We start from the raw sequence: 19,009 nt of genomic DNA on the forward strand, positions 1-19,009 counted from the left end.
GGCGCGCGTGATTTTAAGCTCACACGCGCCGTTTTCTTTTTTGCGCTTGTTTTTATTTACTAGGCTTTGTTTACTTTTTTATTTGTTACAAAGCAGGCACGGGCATTATATTGTCGCGCGTTTCTCTATCGATATAACGAACAAAGGGGTCAACACCTGCATAAGCAGGCAAGCTTTCTAGCTCAACCCTTACTTGATTATCTCCCTGCTTCAGCAGATGCTTCTTACGATATAGTATTTCGTTCTCACCTGAGAAATCATCTGGATCATTGGCAAAAAGCACAATATCCACATAATCCTCAAAGCGCTCCTCGTTTTCCTCGCCCTTGCCGTCAGCACTAAACTGTGCGGCACTGATATCGAATGTCACTTGATAGCGGTTATCTTCACTTTTTGCAATTTGAACGTCTTTTAAACGTAAATCATAAATACTGATTTGTTCAAACTGCTGCTCAATAAACTTGTGATGTTCGCTTGGCGACTGCGCTTTTATTGCCGCGAGTAAATCTAAGGTAGTTGGTTGGCGGCCTCTTGAGAACTTAAATCGCTCAATTAATCCCCTCAGCGCTTCATTCATCGACGCTATACCAATCCTGTCGGCAATCGCCATCATGACAACTGAGCCTTTGTTGTAATGAATGTACTGCTGATTTTCAGCGCGCATGAGCGGCATTTCATCGAGGGCCTCTTGTGTTCGGCCTTGCAGATAAGTGTCGAGTTCAAAGCTAAGAAACTCACGAATCTTACTCTCACCATATTTTTGCTGCATAACCAACAGCGCGGCATATTGCGACAGCGATTCAGACAAAATCGCACTACCCTGCACATTCGCGGCGTTTAACTGATGCCCAAACCACTGGTGCGCCACCTCATGTGCGGTGATGTAGTACACAGGGTCAATATTGTCTGGATCACGTAAATCGGTGATAAAGCCAATGCGTTCAGAATACGGCACGGTGTTTGCGAAACTCTGCGCGAAAGTCCGATAACCCGGAAATTCTATGACTCTGAGCTGCTTGTGCTGATATGGGCCGAATGCTTCGGAGAACAAATCTATTGAATCACGCACCGACTCAATCATTCTGTCTACGTTCCATGCGTGAGTTCGATGATAATATACACTTATCTCAACGCCGTTGTGCACCTGTGTTTTTAGCTCTAAGTCAGCAGACATCACGTTATAAAAATTGATCATGGGAGAATCCATTTCATAGCGAAAATAATTACGCTCTCCCTCAGTCCAATATTTCGCCAAGTAGCCCGGCGCTATTGCAATTTGATTTGCGCTAGTTGACAAAGTCGCAGAAAAATCAATTAGGCCGATGTGCGCCCCAAAGAAACTTTCGTTATATCGCGATTCGTCCTCAAGCGGATGCGCACGGCGCGGTGGCGGCAAGTCGCGTTTGCGGCGCTCGTGACGATCTGAAATAAAATAGCTTTGATTAACACCAAAGGTAGGCAGGAGCTCAAAATTATTTATAAAGGTGCCGTTTTTAACCAAGGTGGTATCTTCACCTCGGTCTTTGAAGCCAAAATGCTGACGAACAAGCGAAATTTCCCCTTCAATTTCAGCGCCCACAGGAAGCGGTGTTTCAAACTCTAGCCACGCCGTATCAAAACGTTCGTCTAATGCTGATAGCTTACCGCCTTCTATGTTTATCCGAATATCAGATGAATATTGGGGCAGATTAATTAAAAATCGTTCAATAGGCTTTTCACTTCGATTAACCATTTTGAGTTTGGCAATGGTTTCGAGTCGGCGTGATTCCGGGAATATCGCAACATTTATATCAACAGCGCTAACCATCGGCACAGGCGCATCCTCAAATTGTGCAAAGGTGTTCTCGTACTCAGCTTGTAAGTCCATGCGCGCCTCTGAGTTCATAAACTCATTGGTCACCGTAGTATTATAATGAATAATTGTGCCGCTCCCTACAAACAATAAGGTTGCCACAACGACCATCGCACGCCCTGTGCCGCCTAGCTGATATCCAAGCATAGCAAAGCGCTCTTTAATGCTCGACTGAGGCCCGCGCTGCCATAGTCCGAAACTCAGCGCACTAAATACAAGCGCAAGCGCTCCCCAATAAAACATATAATAATGTTGCGTAGTGAGCGCCCAACCATAGCCGTTCATGTCGGAGTACTGCATGCTAGGAGAAAATCTATATCTGAACATATTATGCTCAAGACCAAGCTCTCTAAAAGTTAGTGATATGAAAAAGAAGCCTACAAATGCGAGCATACCCACATATTTGTTAGGACTCAGCGCTTGGAATAGAAACGCTAACACCACGAGCAAAATCCACGGCAGCGCTTGAAAGTAAAGCAAAGAAATAAAATACTGACTAAAGTCAAAATAGGCGTAGCCTTTGGCGGCTTGATTAAGCACCGTTGCCGCCATACCCACAAAGTGCACCGCAACTATGACTAAGCTAACCGCTATGATTTTTGATAACCAAAACGTGAGGTTACTCACCGGCATACTATCGACGATATCGCCCATGCCTACAGTACGCTCTCGCCAAACAACCTCTGCGCTGTAATAAGTGATGATGATAATGATAGCCAGCCCAAACGCGCCCTGAATTAGCTCAACCATATATTGAGTTAAAGGCCAATTAGGCGCGCCATAAATGCCTTGAGGGTCTATTAATATTGAAATAAGCGAAAATCCGCAAAACAGCATTAAAAAACCAAAGGCAGGAGAAAAGAAAACCTGTTTAAGCTCAAAACGTAAGCGGGCAAAAAACTGCGCGCCTGCCTTATTGTTTGAATAAGTTGCATCTATGGCGTTATTCAGGGGCGGCGCGATTTTTGGCCCGCTTTTTTTCAGTTTCAGGTTTTTATTGGGCAAGGCCAAACCTGCAAACAAACGGCCCATGGTCAATAAAATGACCACACCTAAGGACAACCAAAGCGCACGATTTAACAACACCGCATCAGTTAAACCCACAATCTGAGTATTTCGCTCTGAAGGCGTCCAGTAACGGATAATATCGTCAAAGGTGTTTAGCGCGAAAGGGTCGAGTAAAGACACCCATTCACGCTGTCCTGGGTCGGAAAACACTTGACCGGAGATGACGTAGAGCATAAATATGCCAAGGGCGACCAAATATACTGCCATCATACTGCGAAAGCGCAACGCGGCTGCGTAAAACACAGTGGATAAGAAAAACAAAGTGGTTATGGAAAACACCACAAAAGGCGCCACATAAGCCATCAGTGAGAATGCACCTACTCGCTCTTGGTCGAGCCAAGGCATCATTGAGCCGACAATAAGGGCAAGGGGTATCATAGAAAAGACGGTCAAGCATACCGCATAAGCGCCCAAAAACCGGCCTAGTTGATACTTAAACGCCGACAGAGGCTTGGTAATAATAATTTCATTCATCGCGCTTACGTCATTGCGAATGGCGGTATTGGCAACAAAGTTCACCACTAAAAACATGCCAAATATGCCGAATACCAGCAGCGTTTGAGCAATCGCGACTGGACTGTTTATATTGACGTTAGACGATGCCCCTATTTGCACGTTGTCGATAGTGACAGCCAAAAACGGCAGTAAAAAGAACACCAAACTGGTTACAATGAAAGAAGGTTGACGAGTAAAATAGCGCCATTCAAAGCGCATCATGTTAGCAATCATCTCAACTCTCCTATGCTGCGTTGCTTGCAGCGGGCGTGCGCGCTTGGCTCAGCGTATTAAAGTATACGTCTTCAAGCGTAGCAGGCGATGATTCAAAGCCCTCTGGCTTTGCATCAGCAATCACGTGAACCACCGTACGACCGGCAAACAATCGCGTTGACAGCACTGCTAAATCATCGCTGATGTCGTCGAGTTCGTAAGGCTGAATAGTTTTACGCCATATTTTTCCTTGCAGGCTCTCAGTAACGCTGATTGGGTTACCTTGGAGCAAAATTTGCCCACTCCCCAATACGGCCATGTCCTCACACAGCTCTGATACATCATCAACAATGTGGGTAGATAAAATAATGACTTTTTCACGGCCTAAGCTTACTAGTAGATTATGAAAACGGTTACGTTCTTCTGGGTCGAGGCCCGCAGTTGGCTCATCTACAATGAGTAAATCTGGGTCGCCCAGCAGTGCTTGAGCAATACCAAAGCGCTGGCGCATGCCTCCAGAAAATCCGCTGACTGCGCGTTTGCGATGCTCAAACAGATTAGTATGAGCAAGTAGGCCATTAACCGTTTCAATGCGCTCAGCTTTATTTTCAATGCCTTTAAGAATGGCCAAGTGCTCAAGTAAATCAAAAGCACTGATGCGTGGATAAACCCCGAAGTCCTGAGGTAAATACCCTAAGCGTTTTCTTAGTTCATTCGGTTGATTAACAACATCGATGCCGTCGAAAGTAATGCTGCCCGAATCGGGTTGCTGAAGCGTTGCAATCGTGCGCATTAGGCTTGATTTGCCCGCTCCGTTAGGTCCTAACAAACCAAAAAGGCCTTTATCAATATTAAGCTCAACATCTTTTAATGCGTGCACGCCGTTAGCGTAGGTCTTTGAAATTTTGTTAATTTTAAGCATCACAACCTCATTCCTTAAGTTTTATACGACAAGTATGTAAGGATCCAAATTAGCAAGCTTCAGCGCAAATGAAAATATGCGACGCAGTAATTCGCACGCTTTAAATGTTAGGAAATGTTACAACTTGTGCCGACTGAGATACTAGGGTACCAGCTGATATCGACTATGGAGGATTTTAACGCGCCGCAGATATTCGCGCGTTTCATTAAAAGGAGGAATGCCTTGGTAGCGTTTAACGGCATTTTCACCCGCATTATAAGCAGCAATAACACGGTCTATGTCTTGGTCAAACTCAGTCAATAGCCAAGCAAGATATTGCGTGCCCGCTTGAATATTTTGCCGCGGGTCGTAAACGTCGGTAACCTCAAATCGCGTTTGCGTTGCCGGCATAAGCTGCATCAGGCCCTGCGCGCCCGCGTGCGATAAAGCTTGTGTTTCAAACCAAGACTCAGCATGCATAATCGCTCTCACCAAGGCTTTATCTACGCCGTACTGAGCAGATGCCGCGTTCACCTCACTGGCGTACGCGTCATGATTCAAAGGCGTATCGTGCCAGTTTATGCCTGTGCGGCACATACCAAAACATCCATGTTCAGTCACAGTGTATTTATTCGCGTCGGGCTTACGACTGGTAAGCACTTTTATGCCGTCTTCATTCACATACTCATATACTTGGGCATGCGTACTTATGCTTAATAGATTGAATACAAATACAGCACTAAACATCACGAAAAAGCTAGATAGTCGCGCTCTCATAGCTCCCCTTATGGCGTCATTTCACCGCGCAGATTATCACTCATCATTTGCTGCTGTTGCTTAAAACTCAAATGATCTTGACTGAGCACATAGTGCAGTTTTGCAAGCGCTGCCTCCGGCGTCATATCTTTACCCGAAACCACTTGGGTTTGCTGTACTAGCTTACCGTTAGCATAGCCCGACATATCAACTCGCCCGCGCATACATTGCGTACAGTTAACAACCAGTATTTCTTTTTCTCTGGCCTGTTTCAACTGATCTAAAAGGGCTGGATTTGAGGGAGCGTTACCCACGCCATAGGTAAGCAAAATCAAGGCTTTAACCGGCTGACGCAGCACATTCTCCAGTAACTCGGTACTCATTCCAGGATACAGCGTAAGCATGCCTACCGCCTGACTTTGAATATTTGCGACCTTTAAATCATCAAATGATGTTGGGCTAGGCGCAATACTCACGTGCGACTGAATATGAATACCGGCGTCTAACAGACTTGGATGGTTAGGAGAATCGAACGCATGAAATCCATCAGCATTGACCTTGCGAGCGCGATTCCCTCTAAACAGACTGTTGTTAAAAAATAAGGTGACTTCTCGGATGGCGTAATTCGCGGCAATGTATAGTGCGTTAAGCAAATTTGCCTGACCGTCTGAACGCAGCTGCGCCAAAGGGATTTGCGAGCCCGTGATGATCACCGGTTTGGCTAAATTTTCGAACATGAACGACAGGGCTGATGCGGTGTATGCCATCGTATCGGTGCCATGCAAAATAATAAACCCATCGTAATCGTGATAGTTGGCCTGTATATCATTTGCAATAAGCTGCCAGTCGGCAGGCACCATATCGCTAGAGTCAATCAAGGTGTCGTATTCGTGCAGCGTAAACTGCGGCATTTCAGGCCGATGAAACTCTGGCAAATGTGCCAGCGTATCGGTCAAAAAACCCGCCACTGGCACAAAGCCCTTTTCAGAAGCCTGCATACCAATCGTGCCACCGGTATAGGCAATGTATATGCGCTTTTTATCGCTTAACGTATGCATTTACGATTCAGTTGGGTCTGACAGACCAAAAAGTGATTTGAGGATATTAAGCTGGGCAAAGTCATTAGCTTGCAAACGACCTTTACTGATCCATTCTATTAATAAACCATCGGCGTCGCGCAAACTTTGGCCCTCAAGCTTGGCAGCCATCAAACTGAGCTGAACGCGCTTTTTATCCGCAGAATCTGGTGTAATTTTGCCGTCATGGAGCAATATATCTGCCGCATGAGTAATATCGGCTCTCGTAAAATCGGCAAAAATGTCTCCCTGCTCGGTAGACTTGTCAGCATTATTACTTTCATCCTCATTCACAAACTGACTAGCGTAGTCGAAGGCCTGACGAAACTGAGCTGACATTGACGCTAACGAAGTACTCACATCTTCTTGCGAGGCTGTTTGAGAAGCTTGCATATAGCCTGATTCAAGTACACTGAATATGGCATTTAAACGCTGGGCGCTTTTATCTTGTTCAAAGCGTTTATTTTTATCCGCTAGCGCCGATTCCATCGATTTGCATTTAGCAGCAATGCGACTTTTCTTATCAGTAGGCAAGCTTGCAACACTTGCTTTAAGTTCATCAACTTTACTCTCAAGCCCCTTTAAATCGCTAAAACTCTCTGCTTTGGCAATCTGCTCGTTGACGCCTTTAATGCTCAACTCAATATCATTTGCCTGCTCATTATCGACTTGTTTTTGTGCGTTTATGCTTTGTGAAAGGCGCGCAAATACAGCATCGTTAGCCTGCCTAAACTGCTGCCATAGTGCTTGGTCTTGCTGTCGGCCCGCATATGCTATGTTTTTCCATTTTGTTTGCAGCGCCTTTGCTTGGCTTGCTGCTTCATCTACATTTTCGTGGCTTGACAATGCTAATGCAGCATCAAGCAATTTCTGCTTGGCTGCTGCGTTGGCTTGATAAAACGCGTCGACCTTCGCCTGAAGTGGTCTTAGCTTCGCTAAATATTGTTTATGCAGTTGACTCCGAGCTTTTTGCTGCATATTACCGAGCTTTCGATACTGCCCTCCAATCGACGCGAGCTGCTTACTTAAAATCTGTGCATCGTCGAGTGTTGCGATTGCATCAAGGGCTTCTAAGATTTGTTTACCCTTGCTGAGGTTTTGTTCTCGTGCTTTGTCAAGCTCTGCAAAATACTCACGGCATGGCGCAAATGCACGCTCTATTGCCTCCTCAAAGGCCGTATTGAGCTTATCGTCATCTGGCGTATTCAGTTTTCCTAAGGAACTATATTCACCTCGATATTGCTTCACAAGGGCAGCGCGCTGGTCTATATCAATATCAGAATTATTAGCAAGCTCGCTGACCGCACTTATAATTTCAGGCTTGCGGGGAGTGGCTATATACGACTGCCAGTCTTTTAGTTCAGATACCTTTTGCTGCACTTGCTCAAAGCGGTGCGTCAAGGATGCTGATGCTTCAGTATTAAGCTCATCATACAAAGCGGCGGCTGCTGAATAGGTCGCCATCGCCGCCTTAAACTTGCCCTGCTCTATCATGTTCGAGCAAGCCTTGAGTTTGGCAAAGCAGCGCTTTTCGGCACTGATAAGCTGCGCTTTTTCATTGGCTTGCGCCTTAGCATGCTCTTGTTTGATGGCGTCCCAACTTGCTTTATGCCTTGCGCTACATCCGAGCCTCACGAGCGCCTCAATTTGCACCGATAAGCGCTCAAACTCATGCCCTTCGTCTGTTTGTTTTATCTGCGACAATAAACGCTCAAGCTCGCCGTTTCGCGCAATACGCTCAGGCAACGCGTTTAAATCACGTTCGGCAGAATCGAATTTGCGTACCAGTGCAGACAAGCTTGCCTTGTTTGATGCGACGCCAGATTGGCTTTGCCCTGGGTTTTGTTCAATACTGCGCTCAATATCGTTGAGCTCAAGGCGAAGATCTTCTACAGCGCGAGATAATAGCTCTACCTGACTATCTAACTGCGTGGATTCATCTGTATTGTTCAATATATTAATTTGCTGAAAAATCGTCTTTGCTCGTAACTCCACGTCAGAAATTGCATCAGCAGTTGCATTTAGATGTTTTTGCGCCATGTAGGCAGGCTCAAGCGATGCTTGGCGTTTTTCTACTTTCTCTTTCAGCTTGAGGTATTTAGCACTTATTTCCCCCGCCTCTGCCTCGCTTAAATATATGAAGTCTGGTTTTAGAGCGTCAAACTCATTAAACAGTGCCTGCTTTTGGCCTTCTATACTTTCGTAATCTACCATATCAGACAGCGCTAACAATCGGCTGTTAAGCAAGGTAGCGGTTGCTTTTACTTTGCTAGGCATCGCAGCTCGTTGCTCTAACTCATACAACTTTTCTTCAATGTATACGGCTAAATCAGGCGAGTTTTCTAATTTCTTAAAACGCTTAATGGCTTTAATATCAGCTGAGATAGTGTGGTTTGAGGTAGCATGGTTTGAGGTGGCGTGATTTGAGGTAGCATGGTTTGATGTGTCGCGCGCTGCGCCGCTTTTGTCATCACAAAAGGCATTTATTATGCTTCTGCGCTGCTCGTCATTGGCAATCTGAATATAATACTGGCGTAATTCATTTTCTGCACAGAGTTTTAGCGCCAAGTTGACGGCAAGTTGTGCATGATGCTGCAGGCGCGCGCTGTTAAACAGCATCTCTTTGAGCAAGGCACTGTGCTTGCCTTGTTTTACAATATCGGTAAATAGCACATCGTCAACTGACTGCGGCTGCTCTATAAGGGCAAGCACCTGAGTTTTGGCGCGTTGCTGCACCTTCGGGTTTAGATGCGCCTCAAAAGCCTTTAGCCAGAGGGTGAATGAGTCTAATGCGTGCAGTGCGCGAATACTGACCGAGGCAGCATCGTCATTAAAGGCAAGCTCATGTAATATTTGTTTGTCACGCTCGTCAGATACGTTTAGCTTACCAACGGCTTCTTCTCGCTTGGCTGGGTCAGGATGCGCGTGCGCTTTTTGAAATAGGCGTTTAAATATCATCTTGTTTAAATCGAGCGATTGGGGTTTCGTTGCTGCTGGCTTGTTTCAGTTCTTGCTGTAACTCTTGGCGACTTTTTTGCACCACCTCGCCGTCTTTACCTATGGTCATGTGCTCACCAGACTGTTGAACCTTAGCTTGATAAAGCAGCACTGCCTGCATCGCGTTTTCTTTTTGCTCATCGCTAAGCGCTTTACCGTCTGGCCACTTGCCTGTCTCTACCGCCTGCCTTAAGTTGTTAAAAACTTGAGGAGTCATGGCGGCCACTAGCTGTTCAACTTGCACGTATTTAGCTCCTTTTCGCTAAGGTAATTCTCACACGATTAACGGCGTACCAAATAAAGCCAAGTGCGGCAACGCCAACGGCGATATTGTACATCAACACACCCTTTTCTGTGTCAGGAAAATCCCCCATAAACACAAAATAAATCCCCACAATAAATATCAGTATTGCCATCATCGACTGGTTCTGGATTCGGTGTAATTTTTGAAAGCGCTCCATGCTGAGTTTTCGCTGAATATCCTCAGGACTCGCCCCGCCCATATTCAAAGAACAATGCGGACACACTTGCGCTTTGTCTGAGATAGGTTTTGAACACGCTGGGCAGTTAGTAATAGCCATCAAGGACTCCCTATTTTGATTGTGTTAATACTTATGGCCATATAAACGCCACATGAAAAAAAAGGCTAACCCAAGGGTTAACCTTTTTATGTGCTTTAGACTTTATTTGTTCACTTTTTCCCAGTAGTCGTTGACCGACTGCTTCATTTCTTTGCGAAGCATCATGATCCCAAACAAATTAGGCAGCGTCATCACTACAATGGCGACTGCCGATAGCGCCCAAACAAGCGTGGTATCTGAAATAGCTGCCCAAAAGAAGCCAGCAACATACAGCACTCGATAAGGCATAACCGATGCAGGACCTAACAAATAGGTCATTGCTCGGTCGCCATAATATGACCATGCTATCGCCGTGGAAAACGCAAACAGCAACAATCCAACCGACACTATGTATTTGCCGAACTCGCCAAAGTAACCCTTGGTAAAAGCGATGGCGGTTAAACTGGCCGAATGCACCAGAGACTTACCCGTCACCACAATATTGTCACGCGCAATTTCACCATCTGCAATTTTCAAGGTACCGGTAAATGGATCATCTGGCGAGCCCACGTGGTAGACCACATCTTCGGCAAATGAACGTGCGTTAATCAGCGTATAACCGCCGCTTATTGCCACACCATTTACCACCTGAATCTCACCGGTGAAAGTCTCTACCGACGCGCCTTTATAGTCGTTTAAAAACTCATAAAGCGCGGTAACGTCTGCCTGCTCTGACTCGGCGTACTCGCCGGCAATAAACTGCATATCGGAGCGGTCAAAAATGTTCTCATGCTTTTGATTCCAAACACCCGACGACAAAATAACCAGTCCGGTGATGGTACAAATAATGATGGTGTCAATAAAGGGCTCTAAAATCGATACCATACCTTCAGACACTGGCTCTTTGGTTTTTGCCGCTGCGTGCGCAATAGGCGCTGAACCTTGCCCAGCTTCGTTTGAAAACAGACCTCTGTTTACACCGCGATTAAAGGCATACGCCAAAGATGCGCCCAAGAACCCGCCGGCAGCAGCAGAACCGGTGAAGGCATCGCTGATGATGGCCACAAAAGCTGGACCGATGTTTGAGAAATTAGCAAAAATAACAGCAAAGGCGCCAATCATGTAAATCGCGGCCATAAACGGCACTATTTTTGACGTTACCGCGGCGATACGTTTTATCCCGCCTAAAATCACTAGGCCTAGTAAAATAGCAAGCACGCCGCCTACATAGGCAGGGTCAAAGCCAAAAGTCGATTCGATGCTGGTGGCAATGCCGTTACTTTGCGGAAGATTACCGGTGCCAAATGAGCTAATCACCGTTGCCACAGCAAATGCTACGGCTAACCACTTCATATTTAAACCACGGTCCATATAGTACATCGGACCGCCGGCCATAGTACCGTCATCGGTTTTCACTCGGTATTTATGAGATAAGGTCACTTCCACAAATTTGGTGGTCATGCCCAAAAACGCGGTTGCCCACATCCAAAACAGAGCCGCAGGCCCGCCCAAAAAAATAGCAAAAGCAACGCCACTGATGTTCCCCGTCCCTACAGTGCCGGAGAGCGCGGTAGTTAAACTTTGAAAATGCGTGGTATCACCTGGCTCATCGCCTTTATCGAATTTACCGGTGACTACGCGCCACGCATGTTTGAAAAACCGGATTTGCGGAAACTTCAAATAAATCGTAAAAAATGCGCCCACGCCTAACAAAACGAACGGAAACCATTTGGCCCCGCCAAGATAGCCGTCAAGCATGTTAAAAAAATCTAGTATGGCATCCACTGTCTCTTCCTTATTATTTTTTTATGTATCACGTTTTTGTCACAGGTTTTTTGTTGCAGTTTTTCAAAGGTACTGCATGTTCTTTTCTTGTTTAACGATATTTGTTCAAAGCTTGTTTGTTTGTTTGTTTAACGAGACTAGCGCAAATTTTCGCTCACAGCTCTTATGGCAATCAGTAAATCTTCGCCTAACTGTTGACAGCGAATGGGCGACCATCCGTAGCTCACATCAGGCAGATCTGCATTATCTTTAAACGGCATTTCAAGTGTGTACGACAAACAGTCAAATCGATGACCGACTGCATTACATGCCACTGTCATATTTGCTTTTCCGGGTGAGTCTTTATCGTAGCCATAAGTATCTTGAAACTCTGGCGTACACGCCATGAGACTTTGTTTAAAGGCTGATTCTAGCTCGGCAATACGCGCATTGTAATTTGGATTACCTTCTGTGCCAGCTACAAAGTTGTATGGCAGCGCTTCGTCACCATGAATATCGAGAAACAAATCTACGCCGGTTTCCTGCATTTTATTGAGCACATGAAACACCTCAGGGCTTTTCTCTAGGCTAGGCGCCGCCCACTCCCTATTGAGGTTTGTGCCAACAGCGTTTGTACGCAAATGCCCTCGCACACTGCCGTCGGGATTCATATTTGGCACAATATAAAAAACATTATCTTGCAGCAGCGTTTTTGCCGTGCCGTCGTCTTCGTTTAACAATCGACGAAGCAGCCCCTCAACAAGCCATTGTGCCATTGACTCACCCGGATGCTGACGAGCGGTAATCCATATCTTATTTTTTACATTTGCTGCGTCGCCTACTATCAACAGGTTTAGCTCTCGCCCGTCGAGCGTATGGCCAAGCAGCTCGTGCTTACAGTCAAACGACATTTGTGCATCGGCAATAAGGTCAAGGTGGCGCTCATAACTATAAGGGGCAAAATACGCGAAATAAATACTGCTGTGTTCGGGGGTAAAATCTATGCTAAGCGTGTCGCCATCAAAACTGCTGTCGACTCTAAACCACTCGTCGCGATCGTAGGACGCAACAGCTTGGTAGTCTTTCCAACCGTCTGGGTAAGCTGACTTTGCTAGGTCGTTAATATGGATACGATGGTTTACAAATGCCTGAGTATGTAACTTAAAGTGAAACCATTGATAAAATTCTGATTGCGCATCTTTATTGATGCTGAGTTGAATATCGTCAGGAGCGTCTGCTCGCAGCACCTTAATATTGCCGCTGTCAAACTGGCTATTTATTATCATTTTTGAATGCCTGTTTACTGCTGGGGAGCACATTAGCCTGCCCCACGCCTTATTAGTAAAAAAAGTGTACCACAAGCGACGCGCATCGGAGAAGTAAGATATTTACCTTAGGGTTTTTAAGCGCTTTTTGTATTAATCACTCAACGCCAAGTCAAATCTCTCTCAAATTATGATTGCTGAACCATGGCATATTGAGATATTCTAGATAAATTATACTTTAGTATAAAATAAGATTGAGGTATCAGTTAGCATAGTCATTTGCTACAACGTAGTTAATGCATGTAGGTGAATCCTGATAAGCGGAACATTAGAACGCTTAAATTCAACAGCGCAAGAGGTGGAATTTGCAGGGCAACTTTACACAAAGCTCACAGCAGCTTACCGTATTGGTAGTAGACGATTCTCCTACCAGCATTCATGTTATCGGTGAAGCTATAAAGTCGCTGGCAAAAGTGCTGGTGGCGGGCAACGGCTCGTTGGCGCTATCACTAGTAAAGCGCGAACGGCCTGATTTAATATTGCTCGACATACAAATGCCGAACCTTAATGGCCTAGAGGTCTGTAGAGCGATTAAATCTGATCCAGAAACCTTCGATACGCAAATTATCTTTGTTACCGGACAGACCAATCCGAGCACCGAGCTAGAAGCGCTGGGTCTCGGAGGCATCGATTTTATTAGCAAACCGATCAATTCAGCGATTTTGCGTACACGCGTCAAGGCTCAGTTAACCGCAATAAAACGCACAAAAGAGCTTATCTCTGCTCGCAGTGAGCTACATCGACTGCTTGCTACCCTTCCGGTGTTTGTATCGCATTGGTCTTGCGATTTGGTCAATACATTTTGCAATGATATTGAAGGAAAATGGTTTGGTTTTAAGCCGCATGAGCTGTCTGAACTATTTATATCCACTTTATTTTTACCGGAAGAATACTCGCGCATCGAATCCAATATTGAGCGCGTTAAGCAAGGCGAAAATAGTGTGGTAGAGGTTACCCTCAGCCCGCCTCGCGGAGCGAAACGATATGCGCAGCTGTCATTTATAGCCAACCAAGCGTTTAACAATGTCGACGGTTTTGTATTGGTAATTACCGATGTTACCGACCGAAAAACGGGAGAGATACAGCTAACGCGCGACAAAGACCTAGCGGATGTTACCTTACGCTCCATTGGCGACGGCGTAATAGCGACAGACGTAAACGGTAAAATTACGTTTATTAACCCGGTTGCCGAAGAGATGACCGGTTATGTCAACAATTCTGCAGTGGGCAAAAACATTGAAGATGTCATGATTATTCATGATGCATTTACTCACGAAAAGGTCATAAACCCCATCCGCACTGCCTTAAAAGAAGACCGCGTTGTTGAGATGCCGCTTGACACCACATTGCTCACAAAGCAAAAAGAAGTACTTTACATTGAAGACTCAGCGGCGCCCATCCATGACAAAGTCGGACATTTGATTGGCGCAATTTTAGTGTTTCACGATGTTTCTGCGGCAAAAGCTGAATCAGAGCGCATTGTAAAAATGGCGACACACGATAGCCTAACCGGTCTGCCTAATCGCGCTCTGTTGCTAGATAGAACCGCACAGGCAATAAAACAAGCACAGTTTGATAACTCACATTGCTGTTTGTTAATGATAGACGTAGACGACTTTGAAAGCATCAACAACCTTCACGGCTACTTAGCCGGAGATGCGTTAATGGCGCAGATCGCGGCACGCTTACAAGAGTTTGCTGAGCCAAACGTTACCTTAAGCAGACCCAACGGCGATGAGTTTGTTGTGTTGTTAAACGACATTACTGACCTATCGTTGGTGTCGCAATACTGCACGAATCTATTAGAGGCAATGGAGCAAGCCTGGACAGTAGAAGGCACGCAAATAAATTTAACGGTTAGCATAGGTGTGGCGGTATATCCGAATGACACCGACGACGCCTATGTATTGTATAGACGTGCCGACACCGCCATGCGCGAATGTAAGCGCAAAGGAAAGAATCACTTCAGATTTTTCTCAAACGAGATTGAGGCACGTCTAGCAAGCGAATTTAAGGATGAAAAAGCGCTAAGACAGGCGATAGAGAGCCATGAACTAGAGGTGTATTATCAGCCGAAAATTGACGGTTTAACCAATAAGATGGTCGGTGCTGAGGCCTTACTAAGATGGCCTCAGAATGACGGCTCTATCCGCTTCCCCGATGCGTTTATTGGCCTGGCAGAATCGACAAAGCTGATTATTCCTTTAGGTAAACAGGTGCTTTACACCGCGTGTAAACAATTGCGAGAGTGGCAGCTCACTCAGCCTGATATGAGCCTATCGGTTAATATTTCTGCGATACAGTTTAAGCCGAGCTTGGTGGCTACCGTCTCAGCGGTACTGGCCGACGTTGAGATACCCGCACACAGTTTAGAGCTAGAAATCACTGAGTCGGTGTTAATTAATGACGCCCACGCCATTGATACGTTTATGCAGCTCAAAGCGCTGGGGGTAAAGATTTCTTTGGATGACTTTGGAAAAGGATTTTCTAGCTTGTCTTATATTAAAGAATATCCCATTGACGTGCTCAAAATAGACCAAAGCTTTGTGAGAAAAATGCTGAATAACCATACTGATACGTGCATTTGTCGGACGATCATCAGCCTAGCAGCTTGCTTAGGCCTGGATCTGGTGGCCGAAGGGGTTGAAACCGACGCGCACGCCAACAAGCTCATTGAGATGGGCTGTACACGATTCCAAGGTTATCTTTACAGTAAGCCCATCACTGCCAGTGAAATAACCGAGCGATTTTTAAACAGGATTCAGGTTAAATAGCTAAACGCTTGTAAAAAGCTTAGCTTCCCTGAATATAGCTCGCCAGTTTATCTACGTGCTGCTTTGTCTCTCCGATTAGACTGCCAATTTCGTTCGCAGATTCTGTTGTGCTACCCGCGAGGTTCCTTACTTCATCAGCCACTACCGCGAAGCCACGCCCTGCCTCCCCTGCTCTGGCTGACTCAATAGCGGCGTTTAAGGCAAGAAGATTAGTTTGGGATGAAATAGTATTAATGGTTTGGATGATTGAGCCAATTTTCTCAAGCACCTGCGTCATTGCCTCATGGGTTTCGTTCAACACAGCGTTGCGCTGTGATACATCCGAACCATACATTAATATTTTTGCGACCTTACCGGTTTCATCTGCGACAGGACTTAGTACCACCGATAGCAAGACCTGACGTCCGCCTGCGCCAACAAATTTAAGCTCTTGCTGCATAGATTGCCCAGACAACAAGGCCTCTTTTTGCTCTTGAGACAAACACTGAAACAAGTTTGCAAGCGTAGACTGCAGTTCGTGTACGTTTTGCACCGAAAAGGTCGTTAGGCAAAGCTCATTTGCCAACATCAGCTCACCGTTGTTTGACCATTCAATCACAATATTCGCTTTATTAAGCGCCTCAATTTTTACATCGTTTTCTAAGGCACGCTTCTTAGTTGAATCGATGTTGGCCTGAATAGACACATATTTCGCCACTTTGCCGTTTTCATCGAACACGGGCGACACGCTTAAGCTTATCCAGTATGACTGGCCTGCTTTGTTGTAATTTAGTATTTCTTCGTAAAAATGCCGACCTTGTTTTATGTGCTCTGAAATTCTTGCGACCGTGGCTTTGTCTGTATGCGGGCCTTGCAGAAAACTGCCAGGCTTTTTGCCCACTACTTCATCAAACTCATATCCGGTAAAATCAGTAAAGCCATTATTAGTGTATTCAATCTGGCCATTAGCATTACAGATGATCACAGAATTCTTGGTACCGTCGGCAACTAAAGAGAGCAGCTTAACGCGCTCACGATTCGCCCGCTCTTCGGTAATATCTTTTACAAACGCCGTGTAGTAAACGCTGTGGTCGAGCTGCACTTTTGAAAGCGATAAATTTGCCCAAATCTCTTTACCGCTAAAGGTTTTAAAGCTTACGTCTCGAGATTTGCCTACTATTTTGTCGGCACCACCATTACGATTGCTGTTGACCATTTGATCGTGCTGGCTTTTGATGGCGTCGGGCACCAATATATTCACGTTTTTACCCAGCACGTCGCTGCGGTCGCATTCCCACAAAGCCTCAGCAGCTTTATTAAAAAACACCACATTGTTGCTATCGTCGATGGTAACAACTGCATCAAGACATTGCTCTAAGGTTTGGTCTATTCGGGCAAGGGATTCGCGCTGCTCGGTAATATCTTTTAGAAACGCGGTATAGTGAAAGCCTTTTTTTGTAGGCACCTTTGATATCGACAGATTGCACCATACTTTCTGACCATGCTTGGTTTCTACCTCGACGTCTCTCGAAATACCTACGATCACATCAACATTGGTTTCCCGGTTTTTGTTCACGTAACCGTCATGCTGCGACCTATGCATACTCGGCACCAGCATTTTTACGTTCTGGTTCATAACTTCTTCGCGAGTGTAGCCCCACAAATTTTCTGCAGCATTATTGTAAAAAATAACGCAATTGTTCTCGTCAATGCTAACTACTGCATCAACCGCCTGCATTAAAATAGCGTTTTCGTTGTTCGTGTTTTTAGTAAACAAAGACATCAATACTCTCCAGATATGTGCTTTCTTATCGGAGCAATCAGGTTTTTTCTAAATGGCTAACAGAGAATATTTTCATCGGATTTTGTTACCTGACTCTACTTTAGTATGGAATTTCATCGACATTTGTTGATATGTATATCAAACACAAAGGGTTACAAACAGACCTCGAATGGGCACAAACGCAACAACATCGCTGACGAGAATAACGCATTGCGATACACTTAGACGCGATCAGAAATAAATATAAAACCATCTAGAGAAATATAGGATAAGACTTGAAAATACCGAGCATTTTTTGCGTGAGCGCCAGCGACCGATATAATTATGGCGATTTGCTTTTTCCCATCGTTGCTAAATGGCAATTAGAGCAATGCGGCCCCCTAAGCTTTCATAATGTCGCCACGGTAGAAAGCAATCTATCAGAGGTAGGTGCTCTGCCCACCACCGGCTACGATATTTTTATTGACTCAGACAAACACCCTAGTGACGCAACAATATTGATAGCGGGCGGGCAAGTGTTAAACAGTGATTGGATGAAACTTCTATCTTTTATCAAACCTCGATGGTTTCGTTTATATGGAAAATATGACCAGCATCGTTTAAAGCGCCATGTGTTTCGTCAATTTAAGCTCAATAATGAACCCTTGCCGTTTATGCCAAGTAACGGCGAACTGCTCAAAAACAATCGCATTATGTATCACGCAGTGGGCGGCTCTGTGCCCTCGATGCCGCATAAACTCGGCCCATTTACACAGGCATTAAAAGCAGCAAAATATGTGAGTGTGCGCGATCTTGCAACGCGCAGAGCACTCAATAACCGAGCCAAGCAGGCATCACAACTAGTGCCAGATTCGGTAATAAGCTATAGCGATTTAAAACCTAAAGCATCGCTTCCTCGACAATGCGACGAACCCTATATTTGCGTGCAGTTTGGTTATCAAAAATCCAAACACAAGCTAGTGATGATACTCAAGCAATTGCAGCGTGTATACGACGAGCACGGCGTGAAAATTGGCTTACTGAGTATTGGCAATTGCCCAGGTCACGATGATATTAAGGCCGCCAAGTGGATTAAAAGGCATGCCGCATTTCCATGCTTTCATTTAAAGCATGATCATATCGACGACATTACATCGGCGTTAGCGCACGCAAAACTCTTTATCGGAACAAGTTTGCACGGCGCCATATTGTCAATGACTTACAACAACCCTTTCGTGGCAGTAGATAAACAAATTAACAAACTCGATGCTTACACCAAAACGTGGGCACCAGAGTTTTTAAAAGGCTGCGTCGCTTATATAGAAATTGCACGTGCGGTTAGCCAACGATTAAATGACTATCATGACTATTCAGATCTTGTGGCAGAGCAAAAAGCACAAGTAAAAAAGTCTTTTGAGCATATATACGCACTCAGTCTGCGCTAAGTCAGACTGGGTGTGTACAGCAAAATCACAATGACAGGGATA

The 19,009-nt window shown here is 45.3% G+C and carries 12 protein-coding genes; 2 read left to right on the forward strand and 10 right to left on the reverse strand.

Going from position 1 to position 19,009, the window contains the following annotated elements:
- Positions 1-85 precede the first annotated feature (85 nt).
- From ACFO4O_RS05640 to ACFO4O_RS05680, 9 genes are all read right to left on the reverse strand, one after another.
- Positions 86-3,649: an ABC transporter permease/M1 family aminopeptidase gene (locus ACFO4O_RS05640; protein WP_382406376.1), complete on the reverse strand. Its 3,564-nt coding sequence runs from the start codon at positions 3,647-3,649 to the stop codon at positions 86-88.
- 10 nt (positions 3,650-3,659) lie between these two features.
- Entirely contained in the window at positions 3,660-4,550 is an 891-nt protein-coding gene (locus ACFO4O_RS05645) for an ABC transporter ATP-binding protein (RefSeq protein WP_382406377.1), read from the reverse strand.
- A 141-nt stretch (positions 4,551-4,691) separates the two neighbouring features.
- Positions 4,692-5,306, reverse strand: a complete 615-nt coding sequence (locus tag ACFO4O_RS05650; protein ID WP_382406378.1) for a lytic transglycosylase domain-containing protein — start codon at positions 5,304-5,306, stop codon at positions 4,692-4,694.
- 8 nt (positions 5,307-5,314) lie between these two features.
- Positions 5,315-6,343 carry an asparaginase gene (gene ansA, locus ACFO4O_RS05655; protein WP_382406379.1) on the reverse strand — a complete coding sequence of 343 codons (1,029 nt, stop codon included), beginning with the start codon at positions 6,341-6,343 and terminating at the stop codon, positions 5,315-5,317.
- Positions 6,344-9,319 carry a DUF349 domain-containing protein gene (locus tag ACFO4O_RS05660; RefSeq protein ID WP_382406380.1) on the reverse strand — a complete coding sequence of 992 codons (2,976 nt, stop codon included), beginning with the start codon at positions 9,317-9,319 and terminating at the stop codon, positions 6,344-6,346. It lies immediately after the preceding gene.
- The gene (locus ACFO4O_RS05665) at positions 9,309-9,602 is read right to left on the reverse strand and encodes a YeaC family protein (protein ID WP_382406381.1); all 294 of its coding nucleotides are present in this window, start codon (positions 9,600-9,602) and stop codon (positions 9,309-9,311) included. The genes ACFO4O_RS05660 and ACFO4O_RS05665 overlap by 11 nt, the downstream gene beginning before the upstream one ends.
- Positions 9,603-9,606: 4 nt before the next feature.
- Complete coding sequence (locus ACFO4O_RS05670) at positions 9,607-9,939, reverse strand: hypothetical protein (RefSeq protein ID WP_382406382.1); 333 nt, start codon at positions 9,937-9,939, stop codon at positions 9,607-9,609.
- Between the two features lie 102 nt (positions 9,940-10,041).
- A complete protein-coding gene (locus ACFO4O_RS05675) occupies positions 10,042-11,676 on the reverse strand; it encodes an alanine/glycine:cation symporter family protein (protein ID WP_382408243.1) in 1,635 nt (544 codons plus the stop codon).
- A gap of 164 nt (positions 11,677-11,840) precedes the next feature.
- Entirely contained in the window at positions 11,841-12,968 is a 1,128-nt protein-coding gene (locus tag ACFO4O_RS05680; protein ID WP_382406383.1) for a M14 family metallopeptidase, read from the reverse strand.
- Between the two features lie 344 nt (positions 12,969-13,312).
- Here ACFO4O_RS05680 and ACFO4O_RS05685 point away from each other — a divergent pair, with 344 nt between their 5' ends.
- Entirely contained in the window at positions 13,313-15,781 is a 2,469-nt protein-coding gene (locus ACFO4O_RS05685) for an EAL domain-containing protein (protein ID WP_382406384.1), read from the forward strand.
- 19 nt (positions 15,782-15,800) lie between these two features.
- On the opposite strand, the gene ACFO4O_RS05690 is transcribed toward ACFO4O_RS05685, so the two are convergent.
- A complete protein-coding gene (locus ACFO4O_RS05690; RefSeq protein ID WP_382406385.1) occupies positions 15,801-17,543 on the reverse strand; it encodes a PAS domain S-box protein in 1,743 nt (580 codons plus the stop codon).
- A gap of 275 nt (positions 17,544-17,818) precedes the next feature.
- Between ACFO4O_RS05690 and ACFO4O_RS05695 the strand changes: the two genes are divergently transcribed.
- Positions 17,819-18,967, forward strand: coding sequence for a polysaccharide pyruvyl transferase family protein (locus tag ACFO4O_RS05695; protein ID WP_382406386.1), 1,149 nt, complete (start codon positions 17,819-17,821; stop codon positions 18,965-18,967).
- Positions 18,968-19,009: the final 42 nt, after the last annotated feature.

The sequence above is a fragment of the Glaciecola siphonariae genome (genome assembly GCF_042652645.1).
In the GTDB taxonomy this organism is placed as follows: domain Bacteria; phylum Pseudomonadota; class Gammaproteobacteria; order Enterobacterales; family Alteromonadaceae; genus Glaciecola; species Glaciecola siphonariae.

Excerpts from the sequence above, each read along its gene's own strand:
- ACFO4O_RS05690 (WP_382406385.1), bottom strand. The coding sequence starts at position 17,543 with ATGTCTTTGTTTACTAAAAACACGAACAACGAAAACGCTATTTTAATG.
- ansA (WP_382406379.1), bottom strand. The coding sequence starts at position 6,343 with ATGCATACGTTAAGCGATAAAAAGCGCATATACATTGCCTATACCGGT.
- ACFO4O_RS05640 (WP_382406376.1), bottom strand. The coding sequence starts at position 3,649 with ATGATTGCTAACATGATGCGCTTTGAATGGCGCTATTTTACTCGTCAA.
- ACFO4O_RS05670 (WP_382406382.1), bottom strand. The coding sequence starts at position 9,939 with ATGGCTATTACTAACTGCCCAGCGTGTTCAAAACCTATCTCAGACAAA.
- ACFO4O_RS05675 (WP_382408243.1), bottom strand. The coding sequence starts at position 11,676 with ATGCTTGACGGCTATCTTGGCGGGGCCAAATGGTTTCCGTTCGTTTTG.
- ACFO4O_RS05645 (WP_382406377.1), bottom strand. The coding sequence starts at position 4,550 with ATGCTTAAAATTAACAAAATTTCAAAGACCTACGCTAACGGCGTGCAC.
- ACFO4O_RS05680 (WP_382406383.1), bottom strand. The coding sequence starts at position 12,968 with ATGATAATAAATAGCCAGTTTGACAGCGGCAATATTAAGGTGCTGCGA.
- ACFO4O_RS05660 (WP_382406380.1), bottom strand. The coding sequence starts at position 9,319 with ATGATATTTAAACGCCTATTTCAAAAAGCGCACGCGCATCCTGACCCA.
- ACFO4O_RS05650 (WP_382406378.1), bottom strand. The coding sequence starts at position 5,306 with ATGAGAGCGCGACTATCTAGCTTTTTCGTGATGTTTAGTGCTGTATTT.